The 23,189-nt window shown below is 64.2% G+C and carries 20 protein-coding genes; 10 read left to right on the forward strand and 10 right to left on the reverse strand.

The features are described from left to right. Window positions 1–70: 70 nt before the first annotated feature. Both FXY94_RS05630 and purL read right to left on the reverse strand, forming a co-directional pair. On the reverse strand, window positions 71–2,377 hold the full coding sequence (locus FXY94_RS05630; RefSeq protein ID WP_016664056.1) for an N-acetylmuramoyl-L-alanine amidase: 2,307 nt from the start codon (window positions 2,375–2,377) through the stop codon (window positions 71–73). A gap of 90 nt (window positions 2,378–2,467) precedes the next feature. After that, on the reverse strand, window positions 2,468–4,762 hold the full coding sequence (purL, locus tag FXY94_RS05635) for a phosphoribosylformylglycinamidine synthase subunit PurL (protein ID WP_016664057.1): 2,295 nt from the start codon (window positions 4,760–4,762) through the stop codon (window positions 2,468–2,470). A gap of 88 nt (window positions 4,763–4,850) precedes the next feature. On the opposite strand from purL, the gene FXY94_RS05640 reads away from it, so the two are divergent. The 4 genes from FXY94_RS05640 to FXY94_RS05655 all read left to right on the forward strand — a co-directional run bounded on the left by FXY94_RS05640 (window position 4,851) and on the right by FXY94_RS05655 (window position 8,778). Continuing rightward, a complete protein-coding gene (locus tag FXY94_RS05640) occupies window positions 4,851–5,786 on the forward strand; it encodes a MaoC/PaaZ C-terminal domain-containing protein (protein ID WP_016664058.1) in 936 nt (311 codons plus the stop codon). A 130-nt stretch (window positions 5,787–5,916) separates the two neighbouring features. Continuing rightward, window positions 5,917–6,204: an FmdB family zinc ribbon protein gene (locus FXY94_RS05645; RefSeq protein WP_016664059.1), complete on the forward strand. Its 288-nt coding sequence runs from the start codon at window positions 5,917–5,919 to the stop codon at window positions 6,202–6,204. A 36-nt stretch (window positions 6,205–6,240) separates the two neighbouring features. After that, entirely contained in the window at window positions 6,241–7,497 is a 1,257-nt protein-coding gene (gene fmdA / locus FXY94_RS05650) for a formamidase (RefSeq protein WP_016664060.1), read from the forward strand. A 105-nt stretch (window positions 7,498–7,602) separates the two neighbouring features. Continuing rightward, window positions 7,603–8,778 carry a class I SAM-dependent methyltransferase gene (locus FXY94_RS05655; RefSeq protein ID WP_016664061.1) on the forward strand — a complete coding sequence of 392 codons (1,176 nt, stop codon included), beginning with the start codon at window positions 7,603–7,605 and terminating at the stop codon, window positions 8,776–8,778. Between the two features lie 17 nt (window positions 8,779–8,795). On the opposite strand, the gene purQ is transcribed toward FXY94_RS05655, so the two are convergent. Continuing rightward, window positions 8,796–9,524 carry a phosphoribosylformylglycinamidine synthase subunit PurQ gene (gene purQ, locus FXY94_RS05660; RefSeq protein ID WP_016664062.1) on the reverse strand — a complete coding sequence of 243 codons (729 nt, stop codon included), beginning with the start codon at window positions 9,522–9,524 and terminating at the stop codon, window positions 8,796–8,798. After that, window positions 9,524–9,781 carry a phosphoribosylformylglycinamidine synthase subunit PurS gene (purS, locus tag FXY94_RS05665; protein ID WP_016664063.1) on the reverse strand — a complete coding sequence of 86 codons (258 nt, stop codon included), beginning with the start codon at window positions 9,779–9,781 and terminating at the stop codon, window positions 9,524–9,526. Before purS ends, purQ begins: the two co-directional genes overlap by 1 nt. A 117-nt stretch (window positions 9,782–9,898) precedes the next feature. Between purS and FXY94_RS05670 the strand changes: the two genes are divergently transcribed. Further along, window positions 9,899–10,648: an MBL fold metallo-hydrolase gene (locus FXY94_RS05670; RefSeq protein WP_016664064.1), complete on the forward strand. Its 750-nt coding sequence runs from the start codon at window positions 9,899–9,901 to the stop codon at window positions 10,646–10,648. 21 nt (window positions 10,649–10,669) lie between these two features. On the opposite strand, the gene pflA is transcribed toward FXY94_RS05670, so the two are convergent. From pflA to purD, 5 genes are all read right to left on the reverse strand, one after another. Beyond that, on the reverse strand, window positions 10,670–11,536 hold the full coding sequence (gene pflA, locus FXY94_RS05675; protein ID WP_016664065.1) for a pyruvate formate-lyase-activating protein: 867 nt from the start codon (window positions 11,534–11,536) through the stop codon (window positions 10,670–10,672). A gap of 155 nt (window positions 11,537–11,691) precedes the next feature. Then, window positions 11,692–11,943, reverse strand: a complete 252-nt coding sequence (gene grcA2 / locus FXY94_RS05680) for an autonomous glycyl radical cofactor GrcA2 (RefSeq protein ID WP_016664066.1) — start codon at window positions 11,941–11,943, stop codon at window positions 11,692–11,694. A gap of 99 nt (window positions 11,944–12,042) precedes the next feature. Continuing rightward, window positions 12,043–14,160 carry a pyruvate formate lyase family protein gene (locus FXY94_RS05685; protein ID WP_016664067.1) on the reverse strand — a complete coding sequence of 706 codons (2,118 nt, stop codon included), beginning with the start codon at window positions 14,158–14,160 and terminating at the stop codon, window positions 12,043–12,045. A 159-nt stretch (window positions 14,161–14,319) separates the two neighbouring features. Next, complete coding sequence (locus FXY94_RS05690) at window positions 14,320–15,234, reverse strand: phosphoribosylaminoimidazolesuccinocarboxamide synthase (RefSeq protein ID WP_016664068.1); 915 nt, start codon at window positions 15,232–15,234, stop codon at window positions 14,320–14,322. Continuing rightward, window positions 15,231–16,535: a phosphoribosylamine--glycine ligase gene (purD, locus tag FXY94_RS05695; RefSeq protein WP_016664069.1), complete on the reverse strand. Its 1,305-nt coding sequence runs from the start codon at window positions 16,533–16,535 to the stop codon at window positions 15,231–15,233. Before purD ends, FXY94_RS05690 begins: the two co-directional genes overlap by 4 nt. 35 nt (window positions 16,536–16,570) lie before the next feature. On the opposite strand from purD, the gene truA reads away from it, so the two are divergent. The 5 genes from truA to glmM all read left to right on the forward strand — a co-directional run bounded on the left by truA (window position 16,571) and on the right by glmM (window position 21,928). Further along, window positions 16,571–17,476, forward strand: a complete 906-nt coding sequence (gene truA / locus FXY94_RS05700) for a tRNA pseudouridine(38-40) synthase TruA (protein ID WP_016664070.1) — start codon at window positions 16,571–16,573, stop codon at window positions 17,474–17,476. 351 nt (window positions 17,477–17,827) lie between these two features. Further along, window positions 17,828–18,271 (forward strand): 50S ribosomal protein L13, encoded by a 444-nt coding sequence (gene rplM / locus FXY94_RS05705; RefSeq protein ID WP_016664071.1) that lies wholly within the window; start codon window positions 17,828–17,830, stop codon window positions 18,269–18,271. A 44-nt stretch (window positions 18,272–18,315) separates the two neighbouring features. Next, window positions 18,316–18,807: a 30S ribosomal protein S9 gene (rpsI, locus tag FXY94_RS05710; RefSeq protein WP_016664072.1), complete on the forward strand. Its 492-nt coding sequence runs from the start codon at window positions 18,316–18,318 to the stop codon at window positions 18,805–18,807. 87 nt (window positions 18,808–18,894) lie between these two features. After that, window positions 18,895–20,487: an aspartate:alanine exchanger family transporter gene (locus tag FXY94_RS05715; protein WP_016664073.1), complete on the forward strand. Its 1,593-nt coding sequence runs from the start codon at window positions 18,895–18,897 to the stop codon at window positions 20,485–20,487. Between the two features lie 67 nt (window positions 20,488–20,554). Beyond that, window positions 20,555–21,928 (forward strand): phosphoglucosamine mutase, encoded by a 1,374-nt coding sequence (glmM, locus tag FXY94_RS05720; RefSeq protein ID WP_016664074.1) that lies wholly within the window; start codon window positions 20,555–20,557, stop codon window positions 21,926–21,928. A 244-nt stretch (window positions 21,929–22,172) separates the two neighbouring features. Here the strand turns inward: glmM and coaA are convergent, their stop codons facing one another. Further along, window positions 22,173–23,180 carry a type I pantothenate kinase gene (gene coaA / locus FXY94_RS05725; protein WP_016664075.1) on the reverse strand — a complete coding sequence of 336 codons (1,008 nt, stop codon included), beginning with the start codon at window positions 23,178–23,180 and terminating at the stop codon, window positions 22,173–22,175. Window positions 23,181–23,189: the final 9 nt, after the last annotated feature.

The raw sequence follows: 23,189 nt of genomic DNA on the forward strand, positions 1-23,189 counted from the left end.
TCTATTGTTGTCGACTACGGTCGTGCCTTAAGCGCAGCCGTAACCACGCAGGACGACACACTGCTGAGTCTTAGCTGCGTCGAGTAAAAGCGACCGATCGCCTCTTGGGATCCCACGTGAGACGCCCGCCTTGGAAATCTTGAACGGTGCGTCCGCGGGAGTCTTTGAACTCGTTCGTGGTTGGGAAGCCGAGTGTGCTTTTTTCTCCCCCTCTGTGAAGCCAATAGGTGAGGAAACCATTCTTAATAATGCGTGCGCCGGTTGCACGCGACCAATACACTCGTTGACCGTTCTCGAACGCTTGGTATACACCGCCCTTGACAGCGACTTCCTCGCTGGCGGGGTAACCGAGACTTCCGCGCTCGAAGTTCTCGCGCACATAAACACCGCGGATCGCGCCCTTGACGGCGAAGGTTTTACCGTTCTTTGCATCGTGGAGCACAATTCCACCTTGGAAAAATTGCGAGCTGCCGCCATTCCTAAGCCCGGCGAAAGGATCTCGGGCGGGATACTTTAGCCAGCTTTTTTCGGCGCCGAGCTTGTTCCAGTAGTGGAGGATAGCCTCGCTTACCGTTACGGCTCCAGTAGCGCGGGACCAGACAATTTGCCCATTGCGGAAGGATTGTGCGAATCCTCCGTCGCTCAGAACTCGCTCGCGGCTCGTGGGGAACCCGAGCCTGGATCCGGTTGCGCCAAGGGAATCCCATTTGTTGCCGATAGCGTTACGCGTATCGTAAGCGCCGGTCGCAGGGTGCCACGATATGGTTGAACGAGCGAATTTCTGCTGGTATCCGCCGTCGATGCGGAATTCCGCGTCTTGCGGGGCACCAAATTCCGTTGCGCCACCGTTGCTCACGTAGAAAGCCCCGATCGCGCCGGTGACGCCTTCGGCTGAAGGCGAGGTCGTGTTCTTCTGCGGCGTGAAAGTGACCCTGCCATTGGCGCGTGTTGCGGTGCCGTTCTCGAAGCGCTGGGTAGTGCCCGTCGTGCTTTCGAGGGGGCGTCCCCAGGCAGACGTCCAGTCGGCGCCGAAGGCACTTTTGTGAGCGCTCGTGCGACCACCTGCCGTGAGAATGAGCCCACCCGTGAGGCGAGTGACGTCGTAGGCCCCTTCTGCCCGGCGAACGTGCGTGACGGTTCCGAACGCACCGCGCCCGCCGCCGTTGACGTAGGCAACGAGGTGCTCGGGGTAACGCTCCTTGAATCCGTTGAGCTTTTGCTGCACGAGGCTGCGCAGCTTCGGAAGCTGGCCGTAGTAGGTGTCCCCCGGGCAATCCGTGTAGTTCACGTCGCGGTGCGCGAAGAGGTGGGGCATGGAGAAGGTGCCGCTGCGCTTCACGTTCGAGGTGGTGACGGTCCAGGTCTCGGTGCCGTACACGTCCTGAGTGAACGTGCTGGCGAGCTTCCACGCAGCCACGGTTGCGATGGCGTTGAGCGCCGCGGTGGGCACGGGAATGTCCATGTAGTCACCCATGACGGAGATGCCACAGGAGCCCGTGTTGAAGCCGCGGGCGTGGGCGCCGGCAACGTTGCGGTGCAGGCCACCCGCGCGCCCCTCAAAGATTTGTCCGTATTTGTCGACGACGACGTTGTAGCCGAGATCGGCCCAACCGAGGGTTTTAGTGTGGTAGGTGAACATCCCGCGCACAACCTGAGGGCTTTGCGCCGCGGTGTAGGTGTTGGAGCCGCCCGTGTGGTGGATGCAGATCGCCTTGAGTTCCTTCGCGTAGCTCAAACGTGAAGTGTTGACCGTGCCGGCGCTCCATTCCTCACGGGTGATGAACGTTGGCGCGCCGGTGCCGGGCGTCACGGTAGCAGGCAGAATGCGGGTGATGCCGGAACCGCTACCGCTTGAGGCGAGGCGCACGTCGCTGCGTGATTCCGACGTGGTGATGAGGTGCGCGGTGAGCTGCTCGGAAATGTCGATGCCATCGCGGAAGGCGCGGACATTAACCGCGCTCGAGGGCCCGACCCACACGGCTTCGCTCGCGTTTTCCTCAATGTCGGTCATCAGCTCTGCGCTGAGCCAATCGCCCCAGTCGCCAGTGTTGATGTCTTGGCCCTGGAACTCCACCACGTCGGGCGCGTCGATATCGGCGGGCCAGGTTGCCGCGGCCATGGTGACATAGCCGGCGACATGCTTTGCCGCAGCACCGTTCAGTTCGGGGTTGTTTTCCGAGGCGCCTTGCGTTTCGACGGTGTTAGTGCGCGCGAGGTCGCGATCCACAACGGCGGTGTCACCACCGCTGGGGGCGGGGGAGTCGTCGGCAAGGGCAAGGCCCATTCCGAGAGCGCCCACTCCGGCTGCGGCGAAGGGGGTGACGGCACCGACCTTGAGTAGGGTGCGACGATTGAGGGGGGATTTTTCGAAGGTCATGGGGAAGTGCTTTCTTGTGAGGGGAAGTCGGCCTTACCATAGCGCACGCGGGCCTTCGCTGGGAAGGCCCGCGTGCGTCATCTGACCGGGTTAAGCGAGATGCTCGGGGAGCGTTTGGGCGCGGCGCTCGCGAAGCTCCGCGAGGGGGAACGTTCCGACGCCAGCCAGCTCCAGGCCGTCGCCACCACTTGTGCCGATGCGAGCCGCGGGGACCGACGCACTGCGTGCGAGTTCCTCGAGGGCAGGAGCATCGTCAGGGCGCACCGCGACGATGGCCCGCGCGTGCGACTCGGAGACGAGGGCTGTGAACGCGTCGATGCCGTCACGGTCGATCACGGTCGTGAGGTCGATCGATGCGCCCGTGTCGAATCGAGTGGTGGATTCGACGAGTGACTGGAAGAGGCCGCCTTCGCTGAGGTCGTGGCTTGCGCGTGCGATTCCCTGGTCGGCCGCACCGATGAGTACGGTAGCGAGGGCTTTTTCGTGTGCAAGCGACACGCGCGGGGGTGTGCCGCCGAGGTGAGCGTGGGTGGCGTCGGCCCACGCGGAGCCCGAAAGCTCCTCGCGAGTTTCACCGAGAAGGTAGATGGCAAGCCCTTCTTCGTGCCATCCGGAGGGCACCCGCGTCGCGACGTTGTCAAACACGCCGAGGACGCCGACGACGGGGGTCGGGTGGATTGCCGAGTTGAGGCGGCCGGGCTCGCCCGTGGAGTTGTACAGGGAGACGTTGCCGCCGGTCACGGGAACTTCGAGCTCCTGGCAGGCGTCGGCGAGCCCCGTGATTGCTTCGACGAACTGCCACATGCGGTCCGGGTCTTCGGGCGAGCCGAAGTTGAGGCAATCGGTCACGGCGAGAGGGCGTGCGCCTGCCGTGGCGACGTTGCGGTAGGCCTCCGCGAGCGCGGCGCGTGCGCCTTCTTTCGGGTTCAGCATCGCGAAGCGGCCGTTGCCGTCGGTGGCGATGGCGATGCCGCGGCCCGTTTTTTCGTCGATGCGGAGCACACCTGCGTCGTCGGGCATCGCGAGCGCGGTGTTGCCGCCGACGTAGCGGTCGTATTGGTCGGTGACCCACGCGGTGCTCGCGAGGTTCGGGGAGGTCGTGAGTGCCCACAGCTGCGTGACGAGTTCGTCGGTGCTTGCAGGGCGGGGGAGGCCTTCGGCGTGGTCGGCCTCGAGGGCGTCCTGCCATGCCGGGCGCGCGTAGGGGCGGTCATAGGTGGGGCCCTCGTGCGCGACGGTCGTGGGATCGACGTCGACGATGCGCTTGCCGTAGTGGTCGATCGTGAGCCGTCCCTCGCCCGTGACTTCGCCGATGACGGCGGCTTCAACACCCCACTTGTCGGTGATGGCGAGGAATTCCTCGAGGTTGTCGGGGGAGACGACGGCCATCATGCGCTCTTGCGATTCGCTCATGAGGATCTCGCCCGCGGTCAGCGTCGGGTCGCGAAGGAGCACGTTTTCGAGGTCGATGTGCATGCCGGAGCCGCCGTTGGACGCGAGTTCGCTCGTTGCGCACGAGATGCCGGCGGCGCCGAGGTCCTGGATGCCTTCGACGGTGCCTTTCGCGAAGAGCTCAAGGCAGCACTCGATGAGCAGCTTCTCCATGAACGGGTCGCCGACCTGGACGCTCGGGCGTTTCGCCGGGCCCTCGTCCTCGAAGGTTTCGGAGGCGAGGATCGACGCGCCGCCGATTCCGTCGCCACCTGTGCGTGCACCGAACAGCACGACCTTGTTGCCGGCGCCTGTCGCGGAGGCCAGGTGGATGTCCTCGTGGCGAAGCACGCCCACGGCGAGGGCGTTGACGAGGGGATTGGTTTGGTAGGCGGGGTCGAACACGGTTTCACCACCGATGTTGGGCAAACCGAGGCAGTTGCCGTATCCGCCGATACCGGCGACGACGCCGGTGGCGACTCGTGCAGTATCCGGGTGGTCGATCGCGCCGAATCGGAGCTGATCCATGACGGCGACGGGGCGGGCCCCCATCGAGATGATGTCGCGGACGATGCCGCCAACGCCGGTCGCAGCCCCCTGGTAAGGCTCGACGTAGCTCGGGTGGTTGTGCGATTCGACCTTGAACGTCACGGCCCAGCCGTCGCCGATATCAACGACGCCAGCGTTCTCGCCGATACCCACGAGGAGGTTTTCCTTCATCGCGGGGGTCTGTTTCTGGCCGAACTGTTTGAGGTGGATCTTGGAGGACTTGTACGAGCAGTGCTCAGACCACATAACGGAGTACATGGCGAGCTCGGCGTTCGTGGGGCGGCGGCCGAGGAGCTCGCGGATCTTCGCGTACTCCTCTTCCTTGAGGCCCAGATCGGCCCACGGCTGCTGTTCGTTCGGGGTTTCACGCGCCCGCTCGATCGTGTCTGGCTCGTGCGTGTTCATGCTCGCGGCTGTCCTCCGTGTCGGTTGTTCTCAGCACCTCGTATTTTACGACGTCGCGCACGGTAACGCGGAATGACAGAGTAGAGACATGTCGCCTTCCACGAAGACTCTTGCGCGTGTGCCGAACGCTGCCGCCGCGTGGGCAGCGATTCTCACCCGCGCGCCCGTCGCGCGCGCCGAGGACGTTCCCGATCGCCGCTATAGCGTGCGCGGTGTTGCCATTGAGGAGCGGCGCGCCCTGCGCTATTCGCGCGTCGTTGCGCCTCATGGAAGGGACGCGTGGGCTGATGCGCATCTCGCCCATCCCGGTTTCTTGCATGCCCTCGCGCATCCGCTCGGGCTCGCGCTCATGGCGGCTCCGCGTTTTCCGCTTCCCGCGCTCGGGCTTGTGCACGTCAAGAATTCGCTCTTGTTGCACCGGCCAGTGTGCATAGGGGAGAGGATCGACATTGAGACACGTATTGGGGACCTCGCACGCTCTTCACGGGGGAGCGCGTGCGAAGTGGTCTCGGTGTTGTCGAGCGGGGGTGACATCGTCGCGACCGACGTCTCGACGTACCTGCTGCGTGGCTCCGGTAATTCTGCGATGCGTGCAAAGTCTCTCCAGACCGAGGCGGCTCCTTTCGCCTCGGCGGCGTCTCCGTCGCGATGGAAGCTCTCCGCGGGTGTGGGGCGCGAGTTCGCACGAGTGAGCGGCGATGTCCACCCGATTCACGTGAGCGCACTGAGCGCACGTGCGCTTGGTGCCCCTTCGCCGCTCGCCCACGGCATGTTCCTGGGATCGCGTGCGCTCAGCGAAGCCGGAGTAGGGGCGCACTCTCCGCTTTTGTGGGAACTCGAGTTCCCGTCGCTTCCGCCTTTGCCCGCAACGGTGTGGGTGCGGTACGGGCGAGAGGAGCCGAAGGAAGGAACGAAGGGCAGTTCGGTCGCGTTCTCAGGCTTCAGCCTGCGGGGTCCGACGCCTGCCGATCGCACGGCGCACCGTGCCTTTTCTGGCCGCGTAACGGTCCTTGGAGGCGCATGAGAGCCCCGCGTGGCCTCAGTAAACTCAAGAAGATTTCAGGAACCTCGATGCGGTGGGCGTTAGCGTGATTTAAGCAAAGACGAAGGTGGCGCGGGAATTGCGTCGCCGAAGGTGCGGACGAAGGAGTGCCATGCCCCTGTACGAGTTTCGGTGCGGTGAAGGTCACCTCAGCGAAGCACTGCTGCCGATGAGCAGCACGACTCGAGAACGCCAGTGCCCCGAGTGCGACACCACCGCGAGGCGCCTCGTGAGCGCTCCCGCTGTGCGGTCGCTCGATCCAGCACTGACAAACGCGATTGATTCAGCGAAGCGCAGCGCCTATGAGCCCCAGGTTCATTCTTCGCTTCCCTCTTCGCGAGGCGCCAAGCCAACCCCTGTATCGCACGATCCGCGCCATCGTGCACTTCCGCGTCCCTGACGCCCCGAGTAGGCAAGCAAAGGAGCACACAGAGCCATGCCTAAGAATCTTTTCCCGCTTGATTCCACGAAGTCGTTCAAAGATCAGGACATCGTTGGCCACAACCGTTGGCACCCGGACATTCCGGCGGCTGTCACGGTAAACCCCGGCGACACGTTCCGCATCGACTGCCGCGAGTGGTTCGACGGCGACATCAAGAACGATGACAGCGCCCAGGACATCCTCGAAGCCCCCGTGAGCAAGGTCCACGCACTTTCGGGCCCGTTCCACATTAAGGGTGCGAAGCCGGGCGACCTGTTGATCGTGGACATCCTCGACGTTGGCCCGATTCCGCAGGAAGATGAGGGCCCCCTCGCGGGTCAGGGCTGGGGCTACACCGGCATCTTCGCGAAGAACAATGGCGGCAGCTTCCTCGTGGATCAGTTCCCGGATGCCTACAAGGCTGTGTGGGACTTCAACGGCCAGACCGCGACCTCGCGCCACGTGCCTGGCGTGTCGTTTACGGGTCTCATCCATCCGGGCCTCATGGGCACGGCGCCCTCGCACGAGCTTCTTAAGAAGTGGAACGACCGCGAGGCCGCGCTGATCGCCACGGACCCGAACCGCCTGCCTCCGCTCGCGCTCCCGCCCGAACCGAAGGATGCAGTTCTTGGCACGCTCACCGGCGACGATTTCGATCGCGTCGCAGCCGAGGGTGCACGCACCGCTCCGCCGCGCGAAAACGGCGGTAACCAGGACATCAAGAACCTCTCGAAGGGCACGCGCGTGTTCTACCCCGTCTACGTGGATGGCGCGCACTTCTCGGTAGGCGACCTGCACTTCTCGCAGGGCGATGGCGAGATCACCTTCTGTGGCGGCATCGAGATGTCGGGCTTCATCGACGTGCACGTGGATGTCATCCCTGGCGGCATGGACAAGTACAACGTCAAGGAAAACGCGATCTTCATGCCCGGCAATGTCGAGCCGCGCTACAGCGAGTGGATTTCCTTCTCGGGTACGTCCGTGACGCTCGACGGCGAGCAGCGCTACCTCGATTCGCAGCTTGCCTACCAGCGCGCCTGCCTCCACGCGATCGACTACCTCACGACCTTCGGCTGGACGCCGGAGCAGATCTTCCTCCTGCTCGGTGCCGCGCCGATCGAGGGCCGCTTCTCGGGCGTCGTTGACATCCCGAACTCGTGCGCGACCGTGTACATCCCGACCGCCATCTTCGACATCGACGTGCGCCCCGGCGCAGGCGACGTGCCGAAGATCGATCCGGGCATCGGGGCGCCGCGCGCCGCGAACGCGTAAGGCAAAGAAGCGTTCATACCCGCGAACGCTCCTTGCACCTGAGGGGGCGCGCCAACCCAGTGGAGGTTGGCGCGCCCCCTCGTCACGTGCCGTAGGCTCGTGAGCATGACATTTCCCGACGCACGTACCGACGCCCTCGACCGCCTCATCATGCACGATGCGAGCGCGCACGTCGCACAGCCCGGTAGCGGCGATGGAGACATCCTCGTTCTCGATGACCGCTCCGGCGCACTGACTCAATGGGCACTCGCGCACGTGGGGCCGCATTCGCGGGTGTTCGTGCGCACGGTGTCGCGCGCTCATGCATCGACCGTGCAAGCGGCGGCGCACGAGGCCGCCGCGACGTCGGGTCGGGCGGATCGAAATCGAGTGCTCATCGCAGGTCTCGACGGAAGCGAGCTCGATCTCGAATCCTTCCTTGCCGCCCACGGATTCTCGGGGAGACTTGTGCTCGGGCACCTGCCAAAATCACTCGCCGCGCTAGAAGAGAACGCGCGGATGCTCGCGAGGCACGCGCGTCGAAGCGGCACAGACATGATCGTGGTGCTCGGTGGCGCCACGAAGCACATGACGCGCTCGATGAACGATGCGCTCGCGACCGGCTTCACCGAAGTCCGGGGTCTTCTGGGAAAGGGGAAATTTAGGTGCCTCGAGGCGTCCACGCCGCGCGAATCCGTGACGGTAATGCCCCCGCGCACGAAGCGGTGGGGCGGCGGGACGCTTACCGCCTTCGGCGGCGTGTTCTCGGGCGCTAAGCCTGACCGCGGGGGAGAGGCGCTCGCGAATGCAGCGGCCTCATGGCTCGCGGCCCGCCCACAGCATGCGGCGCCCGCCACGCGCGTCCTCGACCTTGGCTGCGGCAACGGCATGCTCTCGCTCGCGGTATGCGAGGCGGCTGCGCGAACGGCCTGTGCCCTCACGCTCGCCGCGACGGATATTGACCTCGATGCGGTTCGCTCGACGCGCGCCACGCTAGAGCCCTACCGGGCACAACCCGGCGCCACTCTCACTCTCACGTGGGATTCTGCCGCTGCCCAGCACCCCGAATCCTCGACCGACCTCGTGCTCCTCAACCCGCCGTTCCACGACGGCACGCGTATCGATGCGACGCTCGTCGAGCCGCTCATCGAGGCGGCGTACCGCATTCTCGAGCCGGGCGGAGAACTGCTCCTCGTGCATAACTCGCACCTGCGCTACCGGCCCCTCCTTAAGCGGCGATTTGCCGCCACCCGAGAGGTGAGCCGGGACCGCACGTTCACCGTGCTCAGCGCGAAAAAGTAAGGACGCTGGGGAGCTCCTTAGGCGAGGATCGACTTCATGACCGAGGTGAAAAAGCCGAGGCCATCCACGCCCGTGCGGGTACCTTCTCCCGGCATGTCCGGGCCGAAGCCTGCCTCGACGGCGTGCTCCGGGTGCGGCATAAGCCCCACGACGTTGCCGTACTTGTTCGTGATTCCGGCAATCCCGCGATAGGAGCCGTTCGGGTTGTCCTCGAAACCAGCGGGGCCGCCGACGGCGCCCTCGGCGTAACGGAACACCACGCGATTATCGGCCTCGAGCTCGTCGAGAGTCTTCTCATCAGCGACGTAGAGGCCGTCCTGATTCTTCAGAGGGATTCGGATGATCTGGCCCTCGGCGTATGCGGTTGTCCACGCCGTTCGCGTGTTCTCAACGCGAAGCGGCTGATCGCGGCACACGAACGTCCGGTGCGCATTCTTGATCATCGAACCGGGAAGCAGGTGCGTCTCGGTGAGGATCTGGAAGCCGTTGCAGATCCCGAGCACGGGCATGCCGCCCTTGGCCGCATCGACCACGCGTTCCATGATCGGCGCGAAACGGGAAATAGCGCCCGCCCGCAGATAATCCCCGTAGCTGAAGCCGCCCGGAAGGATCACCGCATCGACGTCACGCAGGTCGTCGTCCGCGTGCCACAGCGCAACCGGCTCACCGCCGGCGATCGTGACGGCGCGAAGTGCGTCGCGATCGTCGAGGGTCCCGGGAAAGGTCACCACACCGATTGCGGGCATCAGGCCTGCTCCTCCTCGACGCGCACCGACACGACATCTTCGATAACGGGGTTCGAGAGCAGCTCGGTTGCCGCCTCGCGCACGCGCTCGAGCACGTCGTCGGTCACGTCGCCCTCAACCTCGAGCTCAAAACGCTTGCCTTGACGGACCGAGGTGATGTTCTCGAAATCGAGTCGTCCAAGAGCGCCGAGAACGGCCTTTCCCTGTGGGTCAAGAATCTCGGGTTTCGGCATTACGTCGACGATGAGGCGGGGCATGTCATCTCCAGAAAACAGTAGGCACGAAAGTGTCGTCGAAAACTGCGCGCGTCGCGCACACGATGATTCTACCGGCCAGTGCGGCCTGTCCTCATCTTTTGCCCCTACTGTGGCGGCATGGACATTACACACTTTGGCCATTCCGCTCTGCTCGTTTCGTACCGCGGCGGCACCGGAGCGCGCGCGGGGGAGGGAGGGGCGGGAGAGTCCGACACCACCCGGCTCCTCATCGACCCCGGCAATTTGAGCGAGCCTTCGCTCACGCACCTTACCGATCTTGACGCGATTGCGATCAGCCACCAGCATCCCGATCACGCGCACCCGCCATTCCTTGCGGAGCTTTTCGCGCACAACCCCGAGGCAGCAATCCTTCTCGAGCCTCAAACCGCGCAGGCTCTAAGCGACAACCCCGAGACCTCACGCTTTCGGGAGCGCTTCACGCCTCTCGCGCCAGGTCAGCGAGCGAGCGTCGGGCCCTTCCCCGTCACCGTCACCGCAGCCGGGGGAGCCCACGCGACCATCCACCCGTCTATCCCGCCCGTGGGAAACGTGGCGCTTATCGTCGAAGCGGCCGGCGAGAAAACACTTGTGCACACCGGTGACTCGCTCGCCCCGCACCCCGAAATCGTCGGGGCTGACGTTCTGTCGTTTCCCCTCGTCGCGCCGTGGTCGAAAATGCACGAAACGATCGATTTCCTCAGAATTGTGAAACCTGCCGTGGCGATCCCCGTGCACGATCGCGTGGCCTCTGCCGAGGGGCGAGCGATCTATCTGAAACAGTCGCGCGCCTTCGCTCCCAAGGAATGCGAAGTGCGAGATTGGCCCGTGGGTACCGAACCCGGGCAGGGTCGTACCCTCAGTTTTTAGCGGCGCAGCGGCGCGGCGGAATTAATGAACCTCGAAGCCTCCGCGCGCGCGGAACTGCTCACGCACGCGCTCGACGAGTTCCTTCTCCGGCGGCCGGGTATCGCGCAGCTTGTAGTCGAGGCCGAGTGAATCCCATTTGTCGGTGCCCATCTGGTGGAAGGGCAGCACCTCGATACGACTCACGTTCGAGCGCCACCGCTCAACGATGTCGGCGACTTTCTCGACGTTGTCATAGTCGTCGGTGAGTCCAGGAACGAGCACGAAACGCGCCCACACCTCGATCCCCTTCGCGTTCAAGCGATCGCCAAAATCGATCGTCGGCTGCAGGTCGCGGCCAGTCGTGCGCTTATACACGTCGGGATCGCCGCTCTTAACGTCGAGAAGCACGAGATCGACCGACTCAAGCAGGTCGTCTGAGGCATTGCGGCCGAGAAAACCCGACGTATCGATCGCGGTGTGGACACCCATGTCCTTGGCAGCCTCGAGGATTCGCTTGGCAAAGGCGGGCTGCTGGAGAACCTCGCCGCCCGAGAGCGTAATGCCGCCGCCCGAGGCCTTGAAAATGCGGCGATAGCGGCGGATCTTCCCAATGATCTCGTCAGCGGTCACGTCCTGACCGTTCTTCGCCTCGAACGTGTCGGGGTTGTGGCAGTACAGGCAGCGAAGCGGGCAGCCACTGAAGAAGATCGTGAGGCGAGTGCCGGGGCCGTCGACTGCCGTCACAAGTTCCCACGAGTGAATCGAGGCGAGTTCGCCTTCGCGTACCGCCTGGAGTCGATCAGGGCGCTCCAGGTGCGTTTCCTCGAGCCCCTCAATGCCGGCGCCCTGGCGCCTCTTGTGAAGCGGAAGGTCAACCTGGCTGATGCTCTTGGCCTCGGACTCGGTCATGAAACGCCTCTCGTGAAAATCGTGGTGGGCACACGTGCCGCCGATCGGGGGCATGCGCCCTAAAGAGTTGGGCCCGGAAACCGGAGCTTCCAGGCCCAACAGGTGAACGCTTCGATGCGTCAATTATTGCGCATCATGCGTGTAAAGGGGATGTCTCAGGCGCCCTGGTGGAAGGTGCGGTTGAGAACGTCGAGCTGCTGCTCGCGCGTGAGCTTCACGAAGTTCACGGCGTAGCCCGACACGCGAACCGTGAGGTTCGGGTACTTCTCCGGGTTCTCCATCGCGTCGACAAGGGTCTCCTTGTTGAGCACGTTGATGTTCGCGTGGTAGAGGCCCGACTCCATGTTGTTTGCTGCGCGGTTGGTCTTCATGGACTCAAGGCGCTCGTCGAAAGTCTTGACTGCCATTATTCTCTCCTCAATCAGAGTGATGGAAATGTGGGGGTGAAAACCGGCCGAGCCCGAGGGGCTCGCGCCCGACCGATTCACATTTAGGGGTTCAGACGATCAGTCTTCGTCGTCCATGATGAAGCCGGAGTCGAGAATGCCGACCAGGTTCTTGACCTGCTCGTCCTTCGTGCGACCGAGGCCCTGCGGGGTGATCGTGTTGGTCAGCGAGATGCCGTCCAGCGCGTCGTTGTAGTCGAGCTTGCCAACGGAAAGCATCGAGGCCACCATGCCGTGGCTATCCATGCCGTTTTCCGGGTTAGCGCCCGGGGCGAAGGGCGTGCCCTTCTCGTGGCCCGAGGGGAACGAGCCGGTCGCCTTGCCGTACACGACGTTCGACGTAATCGTGAGCACCGACTGGGTCGGGATCGCGTCACGGTACATCGGGATTGCCTTGATCTTCGACATGATCGTGTGCACAACGGTCGCGGCGATGTCGTCGGCGCGATCGTCGTCGTTACCGTAGATCGGGAAGTCACCCTCGGTGCGGTAGTCGACAACGAGGCCGGACTCGTCGCGGATCGGGTACACCTTGGCGTACTTGATCGCGGAGAGCGAGTCCGCGACGATCGAGAGGCCAGCGATGCCGCAGCCCATCGTGCGCGTGATATCCGAATCGTGAAGCGCCATCTCGATCGCCTCGTAGGCGTACTTGTCGTGGCAGTAGTGAATGATGTTGAGCGCTTCAACGTAGGTGCCGATCACCCAGTCAAGCATCTCTTCGTACTTCTGCCAGACCTCGTCGAAGTCGAGCGGGCCCTCGCCCTCGATGGGGGCGAACAGACCTTCTTCGGTGACCTGCTTGCCGCTCATTTCGTCGCGGCCGCCGTTGATCGCGTAAAGCAGCGCCTTCGCGGAGTTCACGCGCGCACCGAAGAACTGCATCTGCTTGCCGACCTTCATCGGGGACACACAGCACGCAATTGCTGCGTCGTCGCCCCAGCGATTACGGATCTGCTCATCGGACTCGTACTGCACGGAGCTCGTCTCGATCGAGATGGCCGAGCAGAAGTCCTTGTAGCCCTGCGGGAGCTTCGGATCCCAGAAGATCGTAATGTTCGGCTCGGGCGCCGGACCGAGATTACGAAGGGTCTGGAGGAGGCGGAAGGAGGTCTTCGTGACGAGCGAACGGCCGTCCTCACCAAGGCCGGCATCCGACCAGGTGGCCCAGTACGGGTCGCCCGAGAAGATCTGGTCATAGTCGATCGTGCGGAGGAAGCGCACGATACGGAGCTTGATCACGAGGGCATCGATGATCTCCTGCGCGTCTGTCTCCGTGATGCGGCCCTCCTGCAGGTCGCGCTCGATGTACGCGTCGAGGAACGGCGAGAGACGGCCGATCGACATGGCGGCGCCGTCCTGGCTCTTGACCGAGGCGAGGTAGGCCATGTAGACCCACTGCACGGCTTCCTGAGCGGTAGCGGCGGGACGACGAAGGTCAAGGCCGTAGGAGTCGCCGAGGATGACGAGCTTGTTGAGAGCCTTGATCTGCTCGGCATGCTCTTCGCGGAAGCGTGCCCAGTGCTCGCTGAACGGCTGATCCGAAACCGCGTCTTTCGCGGCCTTCTTCTCGGCGATCAGGAAGTCCGCGCCGTAGAGCGCGAGGCGACGGTAGTCGCCAATAATGCGGCCGCGACCGTAGGCATCGGGAAGACCGGTGATGATGTGGGAGCTACGTGCTGCGCGGATGCGCGGGGTGTAGATGTCGAACACGCCATCGTTGTGGGTCTTGCGGTACCTGGTGAAGATCTTCTTGATCTCCGGATCCGGTTCCTTACCGGCTTCCTTGATCGCGGTCTCCACCATGCGCCAGCCACCGAAGGGCATCATCGCGCGCTTGAGGGGAACGTCGGTCTGAAGGCCGACGATGACGTCGTCATCTTCGCTGATGTAGCCAGCGGGGAAGGCGTCGATGTCGGCGGGGGTCTTCGTATCCACGTCGTAGACGCGGCGGCGGCGCTCCTCCGAGAGGTACTTCTTCTCGAGGGTGTCCCACACGCGAAGAGTCTTGTCGGTCGCACCCGCGAGGAACTCGGCATCGCCCTCGTACGGGGTGTAGTTGAGCTGGATGAACTCGCGAACGTTGATGTTCTCGTTCCAGTCGCCGGTCTTAAAACCGCGCCACGGGTCGAGCTGTTCGCCCTGGGCTCCGGCGTTCTTTTCTTCCACAGCAGTCATGTGAGCCTTCCTTCCATGGCGGGGGCTAAGCCGCATGCTCGTGAGGTGTGCTGGTAGTTCCACCGTAGGAGTGAGGCCTATATGTGTAGGGGACTTTGAGCCCGCTCCGTGGCGGCGGTCACATGGTATCGCCGAGGTCTGGAAGGCAGGTGGGGAGGGCTAGAATTTCTCGCCCGAAAGGCGCTCGTAGGCCTCGATATATTTCTCGCGAGTCGCCTCGACGATGCTTGCGGGGAGTACAGGCGGTGCGACCTGGGTGTTCTTGTTCCAGCCACTCTCGTTCGTGAGCCAATCGCGCACAAACTGCTTGTCGAAACTGGCCTGCGCGCGCCCGGGTTCGTACTGGTCAGCGGCCCAAAATCGCGAGGAATCCGGAGTGAGAACTTCGTCACCCAGCACGATGTTATCGGTGTGTCGCGAGTGGCCGAACTCGAGCTTTGTATCAGCAAGAATGATGCCCCGCTCTCGCGCAAAATGCTCCGCTGCTCGATAGACGGAGACAGTGCGCTCCTCGAGCTCGTCGACGAGGTCCTTCCCAAGCCTCGCGCGAGCCTCGTGAACGGTGATGTTCTCGTCATGCTCTCCCTGCTCGGCCTTCGTCGAGGGGGTAAAGAGCGGGGACGGGAGGCGGGAGCCGTCGACGAGGCCCTCGGGAAGGACGTGACCGCCCACCGCGCCGTCGCGCAGGTAGTCCGCGAGCCCCGAGCCGGTCAGGTAGCCGCGCACGACGCATTCGAGCGGGACCATGTCGAGAGCCTCGCAGTGCAGGGCGCGCCCCCGAACCGCATCGGGAACGTCGACGGCGCTCTTCACATGATTGTCCGTGACGCCCTTGAGATGGTCGAACCACAAAAGCGACATCGCCGTCAGAATTCGTCCTTTATCGGGGATTCCCGGGGTGAGCGAGTAATCGAATGCGCTGATTCGATCGGTCGCGACGACGAGCACCTCGTGCGCCTCGGCAAGCGTGCTCCCGTGGGGAACGTACAGCTCGCGCACCTTTCCACTCAAGACGTGGTCCCAGCCCTCGAGAGCGGGGGCCTCGGTCAGCGCGCCATTCACATTCGTGTTCACAGCTGGGTCACCCTTTCGATAGCGCCGAGAGCTGCCCGCTCGGCGATGTCGGTTCGGTAGTGGGAGCCTTCGAGCAAGACCCGTGCGATGGCCGACTGTGCGCGAACGCGTGCACCCTCGAGCGTGTTCTCGCGCGCCACGACGCTGAGAACACGGCCGCCACTCGAGCGCAAGGTGCCGTCGGAATCTCGCTCGGTGCCAGCGTGGATCACCGTGCAGCCTTCCTCTCCTACCTCGTCAAGACCCGTGATCTCTCGCCCGGTCTGGGCGGCGAGTGGATAACCCTCGCTCGCGAGCACGACGGCGACCACGCTCTCGTCGCGCCACGCGAGGTCAGGTACGCTCGCGAGATCCCCGGTCGCGGCGGCCTGCAGGAGCTCACCGAGGTCGCTCCCGAGGCGCTCGAGGACCACGAGGGTCTCAGGGTCGCCGAAGCGAACGTTGAACTCGATGACCTTGAGTCCCTCGCTGGTGGCCGCGAGGCCGCAGAAAAGGAGACCTGTGAACGGAGTGCCGCGCTCACGCATGGCGCGTATGACGGGTTCGGCGATCGACTCGACGGTCGCGTTCATCGCGGCGTTTTCGTCGAGCCACGGCAGCGGTGAATAGGCACCCATGCCGCCCGTATTCGGGCCCTCATCTCCCTTAAACGCGCGCTTGAAGTCCTGGGCTGGAACGAGCGGAACGGCCCTCTCGCCGTCGCACACGCAGAACACCGAAAGCTCGGGCCCGTCGAGATACTCCTCGAGAACGACGCGCGAGCCGTGTGCTCCGCTTGCGAGGCAGTCGCGGGCGTGTGCTAGTGCCTCCTCGCGCGAGGACGTAACGACGACGCCCTTGCCGGCAGCGAGGCCGTCGGCCTTGACGACGTAGGGGGTGCTCCCTCCCGGGTTCATGTCGTCGAGTGCTGCTTCGAGCAACGCCGGATCCGCCACCGTCATCGAGCGTGCGGTCGCCACCCCCGCTTCGCTCATGATGCGCTTCGCGAAGTCCTTCGAGCCTTCGAGCTCCGCCGCAGCCTTCGAGGGGCCGAACACGGTGAGGCCAGCCTCGCGCATATCGTCGGCAAGACCCGCAACGAGCGGCGCCTCGGGGCCAATGACGACGAGTTCGATGCCGAGCTCGAGCGCAAGCGCGGTGAGGGCCGCGCTATCACCGAGAGAAACGTCGTGGATGGCCGCGTGGGCCTCCATGCCCGGGTTGCCGGGGGCGGCGTGGAGATCGTGAGGGATGGAATCTTGGCTGAGGCGTCGCACGAGGGCGTGCTCGCGCGCGCCGGTGCCCACTACGAGAATTTTCACGCCTTAACCCTAGCGGTTCGGGCTAGGCTTCTGGGGTGAACACCGAGCCCACAGCCCCCAAGTCCTCGCTCGAGCCAGTGCCGCGGCTGCGAGTGCGCCTCGACCTCGCATACGACGGTACCGACTTTAAGGGGTGGGGAATTCAGCCGACGCTACGCACTGTCCAGGGGGAACTCGAAGCGGGGCTCGCAAAAATCGTGCGTGAGGACATTCGAGTCACGGTCGCCGGTCGCACCGACGCTGGTGTCCACGCGAGCGGCCAGGTCGTGCACGTCGACATTCCATACGAGCGGTGGCAGCGAATGCCGGGCAGGAGTGACCGCTCGTGCGAGGACTCAATCGTTCAGCGCCTCGCCGCAGTTTTGCCCCGCGACATCGCCGTTCGGCGCGCGAGCGTCGTCAGTGAAGATTTTGATGCCCGCTTCAGCGCGCTTGCGCGCACCTACCGCTATCGCATTTGTGACAAGCATGCGCGGCGCGACCCCCTGCGCCGCGACGTCGCCTTCCACAAGCGCTCGCTCGACGCAGAGGCGATGAACACTGCCGCGCGCGCACTCGTCGGCGAACACGACTTCCTGTCCTTCTGCAAACCCCGTGAAGATGCGACGACAATCCGCACGCTCCACGAGATCACGTGGGAGCGCCCCGAAACAGGCAAAGACGAGGGGCTCGTTGTCGCCACCGTCACCGCCGACGCGTTCTGCCATCACATGGTCCGTTCGATCGTCGGCGCGAGCGTCGCGGTCGGCGAGCACCGCCTCGACGCCGAGTGGATGGCTGCGCTCATCACAATTCCCAGGCGCGACGAAGCCGGCAGCGCCCCCATGTTCGCCCCCTCCGGCCTTACGCTCGAGCGGATCGACTACCCGGAAGAAGCCGAATGGGCGGCACGGGCTCGTCAAACGCGCGGCAAGCGCGGTGCGCCGTTTGAACGCCGTTAAAGTCCGACGGTTGCCCAATACCGGCGAAGCCTCGCCCGCCAAATGTGAGGGAAAACAAGAGGCGAGCAGCCGTCGGCCCGTTGCCCTCGCTGCGGATCCGCACTAGAGTAGAGGGCTGTTGTGCCATAGATGCGCGCTTTGCCGCTGCCGCTTTCTCACGTTCGGCGCGAAAGAGCTCCTCACACGCATCTGAGCCCCACGCCCGCCCCTAAACCCGGGCTGCCGGTTCAGCACGACATTTCTTGGTCATGCTTTAAACCAAAGGAAGCGTGTCCACGGTCCATTCGAACCGTGTTCTTGCGCGCCCACAAGGGGCGTCGCGAGGCACTTAAACGAGAGAAGAAGGCACGAGTGCGTACGTTCACCCCGAAGCACGACGACGTCGAGCGTTCCTGGTACGTCATTGACGCAACTGATGTCGTCCTCGGCCGGCTCGCTTCCCACGCCGCTCAGCTCCTGCGCGGCAAGCACAAGCCGGTCTTCGCACCCCACGTGGATGCGGGCGACTTCGTCATCATCATCAACGCTGAGAAGGTTGCCCTCACGGGCAAGAAGCTCGAGCAGAAGCTCGCATACCGCCACTCGGGTTACCCGGGCGGCCTGCGCGCGACTCGGTACGCCGAGCTGCTCGAGAAGAACCCCGAGCGCGCGATCGAGAAGGCTGTCAAGGGCATGCTCCCGAAGAACAAGCTTGCCACCCAGCAGCTCAAGAAGCTCAAGGTGTACGCGGGTCCCGAGCACCCGCACCAGGCTCAGAAGCCGGTCCCGTTCACCATCGACCAGGTGGCGCAGTAACGGGCCCCGCCCGGCTACGCCGATACGAGATCTGAGGAAATCAAGTGGCAGAAACCACCCCCGAAGTTGAGGAGTTCGAAGGCGACGCCTCGAACTACACCACCGAATCTACGAACGACGCGCCCGTCGGCAAGGGCTCGTCGATCTCCGCTCCCGGCTACGGCACCGGCCGCCGCAAGCAGGCTGTCGCCCGCGTGCGCCTCGTGCCCGGCACCGGCGAGTGGAAGGTCAATGGGCGCACCCTCGAGGAGTACTTCCCGAACAAGGTGCACCAGCAGGAAGTGAACGATCCGTTCAAGCTTCTCGACCTCCAGGGCCGCTTCGACGTAATCGCCCGCATCTCCGGCGGTGGCCCCTCGGGCCAGGCCGGTGCGCTGCGCCTCGGCGTGTCGCGTGCGCTCAACGAGATCGACACCGAAGCGAACCGCCCCGCGCTCAAGAAGGCGGGCTTCCTCACGCGCGATGCCCGCGTCATCGAGCGTAAGAAGGCCGGCCTCAAGAAGGCCCGTAAGGCTCCGCAGTTCTCGAAGCGCTGATCGCCAGCACTTTGCACTGCATCGAAGGCGTCACCTCACCGGTGGCGCCTTCGGTCGTTAACGGTGTGAAGGCCTAAGGTTGTAAACGTGGTCGTCCTCGAAATTCTCACCGAGCAGCCACTGCTAGCGCTGTTCCTCGTCATGGCGCTCGGCACGCTCCTCGGTCGCATGCGCTTTGGCCCCGTCCAGTTTGGTGCGGCGGGTGCCCTCTTCGTGGGCCTCATCGTCGGCGCGCTCGATCCGCGCCTCGGCGAAAGCTTTGGCGTGTATCAAACGTTCGGGCTTGCCCTCTTCGTTTACATGATCGGGCTCAGTGCCGGTAATGGTTTCTTCCGCGACATGCGAAAGCAATACCGGCTCATGCTAGCCGCCGTCGGACTCTTCGCCATCTATGCCGTGGGCGTCAGCATTCTCGGCTCCGCCGCTGGGCTCGGGAAAGAACTGACCGCGGGCACATTCACTGGCACGCTCACCTCGACTCCGGCCCTCGCAGCCGCGAGCAGGGCGACCGGCGGCTCGACGATCCCCGCCGTGGGTTACGCGATTGCATACCCGTTCGGCGTCATCATTCCCATGATTCTCGTGTCGATCATGATGTCGAGCACGTGGGTGCGCTCGAAGTTCGCGTCTCGAAGGGACCCCGGCCGCCCCCGCGGCTCCCAGATTCGAGACATGAGTGTGCGCGTGACCTCAACGATTGCCCTCATGGATGTGCCGGGTGTGCGCGAGGGGACGGTATCGGCGTCGTACCTGCTCAGGCGCGGCATGATGACGATCGTGCGGACCGACACCGTTTTGCACGAAGGCGATGAGGTTGTGCTTGTGGGCTTTCCAGAATCGCTCGATCAGGCACTCGAGACAATCGGCGAGCGCGCCGAACACCGGCTCCTCGATGACCGCAGCGCCGTGGACTACCGCCGCATCCTCGTCTCCAACCCAAGACTCGAAGGGCGACTCCTTCGCGAAACCCGGATCGCCTCGCGCTATGGCGCTATCGTGACCCGCCTGCGTCGTGGGGATGAAGACATGGTCGCGTCGCCGTGGACTCGCCTCGAACTCGGCGACCGTGTCCGCGTCGTTGCGCCACGCGAACAAATCGTTCGCATCACCGAATACCTTGGCGACAGCGAAAAGCGCATCAACAGCGTGGACTTTCTCGCGCTCGGCCTCGGGATTTCCTTCGGGCTGCTCCTGGGGCTCGTCAGCATCCCCATCGGCGGGGGCGCGTCGTTCGCGCTTGGCAGCGCCGCGGGACCGCTTGTCGTGGGCCTCATCCTCGGCCGGTGGGAGCACACGGGGCCCATCCTGTGGACTCTGCCAAGACCCGTGAATCTCACCATTCGCCAACTCGGTCTGTCGGTCTTTCTGGCGGCGGTAGGGGTGATCTCTGGGCCCTCGTTCGCGGAGAATGCCTTCACCCTCGACGGCCTCAAGGTTGCTCTTGTCGCGGCTGCCTCCCTCATGCTCATGCTTCCCCTCGTTCCCGTGGCGGGAGCGCTGCTCGGGGTGAGCCTCGAGCGCTCGGCGGGTGCCGTCGCGGCCTTCGTCGGTCAGTCGGTCGTTCTCGAGCACGCACTCAACCTCGGCCACGACGATGAACGCACCGCCTCCGGCTACGCCGCGGTCTACGCGCTCGGCATCGTGGTGCAGCTCCTACTCGTGCAATTCATGGTCACCTAAAGCGCCCCCGTTACACTCGAAGAGTTTTCGTGCACGCCTCGTGCACCCTAATGAAGGAAGACACCACATGGCACGTTTGTTTGGAACCGACGGCGTTCGCGGAGTGGCGAACAAAGACATCACCGCGGAGCTCGCGGTCGAACTTGCCGTCGCAGCAGCCCACGTCCTCGGGCAGTTCGGCGCATTCGAACCGAGTGAAAGCGGCGAGGGCCGGGCGAAGCCCCGCGCAATCGTCGCCCACGATCCGCGCCCCTCGGGCGACTTCATTTCCGCGGCGATCTGTGCAGGTCTCGCTTCCGCTGGCGTTGACGTGCTCGATGCAGGCGTACTGCCCACTCCGGGCCTCGCCTACCTCGTGAAAGAGTCCGAAGCCGATCTTGGCGTCATGATCTCCGCGAGCCACAACCCGCACCCCGATAACGGCATCAAATTCTTCGCGCGCGGCGGAGTGAAACTCCCCGACGAGGTCGAAGATGCGATCGAAGCGCGCCTTCACGAAGAGTGGTCGCGGCCGCTCGGCGCAGAGGTTGGCTCGATCACCCCCTACGACAACGTGATCGACAGCTACGTCGATCACCTTCTCTCGACCCTCGACGTTTCCCTTGACGGACTGAGCGTCGTCGTCGATTGCGCGAACGGCGCTTCCTTCGAGACCGGTCCCAGGGCCCTCGAGCGTGCAGGCGCACGAATCCACGTGCTCGGCGACCGAACCGACGGCCGCCAGATCAACGAGGACTGCGGCTCGACTCATCTCGAGCAGCTGCAAGGCGCCGTGGTCGAGCACAGCGCCGATATTGGCGTTGCCTTCGACGGCGACGCCGATCGCTGCCTCGCAGTTGATGCCGACGGCGCCGTCATCGACGGCGATCAGATCATGGCGATCCTTGCCCTCGCCCTCAAGGAAAAAGGCAAGCTCGCCGACGACACCCTCGTCGTGACCGTCATGAGCAACCTCGGCCTCAAGCTCGCCATGCGTGAGCACGGTATCCAGCTCGGGCAGACCTCCGTCGGTGACCGCTACGTCCTCGAAGAAATGACTCTCGGCGGCTACTCTCTCGGTGGCGAACAATCCGGCCACGTCATCCTCCTCGAGCACGCGTCGACGGGCGACGGCGAACTCACGGCCCTGCACCTTCTCCAGCGCATGAAGGAAACCGGCAAGAGCGCCCGCGAGCTCGCGAGCGTCATGACCCGCATGCCGCAGGCCCTCATCAACGTCAAGGGCGTCGACAAGAACCGCGCCCAGATCGACGCAGTCGTGACAAAGGCGGTCGAGGACGCCGAAGCCGAACTCGGTGATACCGGCCGCGTGCTTCTTCGCCCGTCGGGCACCGAGCCCGTCGTGCGCGTCATGGTCGAAGCGGCCGATGACTACCAAGCCCACAGCATCGCCGAGCGGCTCGCGGGCATCGTGCGTGATCGCCTGGCGCTCGAGGGCTGAGGGTTTTTATCTGAAGCGTTTCACTTTGTGAAAATTTGGGGTCCGACGGCGGTTGGGAAGTCGTCGGGCCCTGATTTTTTTCATAGAGAGAGACGGCCGGGGCAGCGGCCGGAGCTGAGCTGAGCAGCTGCCGGGGGCTGCAAGCGGGGCAGCGGCTGGAGCAGCGGCTGGGGCAGCGGCCGGGCAGTGCCGGGGAGGCGGCTGGGGCAGTTGCCGGAGCTGAGCTGAGCACCTGCCGGGGGTGCTAGATGCGGCGTAGCAACACCGAGTGGATCTGGTGATTCGAGCCCTTGCGGAGGATGAGATCAGCACGACCGCGTGTGGGCCGCACGTTTTCTTTGAGGTTCGGGCCGTTGATCGTGTCCCACACGTGACCAGCGCGTTCGATTGCCTCGCTGTCGCTCAGGTCGGCGTAGCTGCGGAAGTACGATTCGGGGTTCGAGAAGGCCGTTTGGCGCAGCGTGAGGAACCGGTCGATGTACCAGCGGCGGATGTCGTCCTCTTTCGCATCGACGTAAATGGAGAAGTCGAAGAAGTCGGAGACGGCGACGCCGAGGCGGCCATCGGCACGGGGGCGCGCCGGTTGGAGAACATTGAGACCTTCGACGATCAGCACGTCGGGGCGCTCCACGATGATGCGCTCGCCCGGAACTCGGTCGTAAGAGATGTGTGAATAAACCGGCGCTTCGACGCGATCCTTGCCGCTCTTGACGTCGGCGATGAAACGCAAAAGAGCGCGGCGGTCGTAGCTTTCAGGGAAACCCTTGCGTTCGAGAATGCCGCGGCGCTTGAGCTCGGCGGTCGGGTAGAGAAAACCATCGGTCGTGATGAGCTGAGCCCGGGGGGTCTCGGGCCAACGGGCCGTCAGCAGGCGCAAAAGCCGCGCGGTTGTGGACTTACCAACCGCGACTGACCCCGCAACGCCGATCACGAAGGGCGTGCGGCGGAAGTGCTCTTGGAGGAAGCTCTGGCGGAGATTACGCAGATGCTGGGCGGTCATGACCTGGAGGTTCAGGAGCCTCGAAATGGGACGGTAAATGTCGTTGACCTCGGCGTAATCGAGGGGGTCTCCCTGGCCGCGAATCTCCGTGACCTCCTCGGGGGTCATGGGTAGAGGGGTTTGGTCGCTTAACCGGGCCCAGTCCGCACGGCTGATCTCCGTGAACGGCGTGAGATGCGAGTCATCAATCGGTGTGCGTCCCCGGTGTGGGTCGCGCTCGAAAGGAACGGAGAGGTCTTGATGCTCGTGCATTCCTCAAGT

Origin of the sequence: Dermabacter jinjuensis, from assembly GCF_902381725.1 — a bacterium.
GTDB classification, from domain to species: domain Bacteria; phylum Actinomycetota; class Actinomycetes; order Actinomycetales; family Dermabacteraceae; genus Dermabacter; species Dermabacter hominis.